The organism is Pseudomonas sp. AU12215 (assembly GCF_001675465.2).
In the GTDB taxonomy this organism is placed as follows: domain Bacteria; phylum Pseudomonadota; class Gammaproteobacteria; order Pseudomonadales; family Pseudomonadaceae; genus Pseudomonas; species Pseudomonas nitroreducens.
The window spans coordinates 1-388 of record NZ_MACM02000099.1 but is presented as its reverse complement, the minus strand read 5'-3'; the positions used below and the strand labels follow the sequence as shown (position 1 = coordinate 388).

At 60.3% G+C, this 388-nt stretch carries 1 protein-coding gene; it reads right to left on the bottom strand.

Going from position 1 to position 388, the window contains the following annotated elements; translation table 11 throughout:
- A partial coding sequence (locus A9513_RS36050) for an Ig-like domain-containing protein (RefSeq protein ID WP_176707242.1) occupies positions 1-388 on the bottom strand: 388 nt, incomplete at both ends.

Here is a 388-nt window from a genome sequence, read left to right as displayed (position 1 = left end):
CGTCGGGTGGGTGTCGTTGGTGTAGCCACCATTGTCTACCTTGCCCACCACCGGCAACACAGCGTCTTCGATCGAGAGGATCTGGATAGCTTGCGGCACCTTATCGGTATTCAGCGTGAAGCTGAGGTTGTTGGACTGGGCGCTGCTGTTGCCCGCCGCATCGACCACCTGGGCGTAGTAGCTGTAGGTCGAGTGGTTGGCCAGTCCGGCATCCGTGTAGGTCCAGGTCCATACGCCGCCCTTGAGCTCAACCTTGGCCACACCAATGTCCTTGACTACGCCATTCTCGGTGCGGAACACGTGCACTTGCTCGGTACCGCTCAGCGCGGACGAGATCGTACCGTTCAGGGTCGGCGTGTCATCGTCGGTGGTGCCACCATTGGTGATC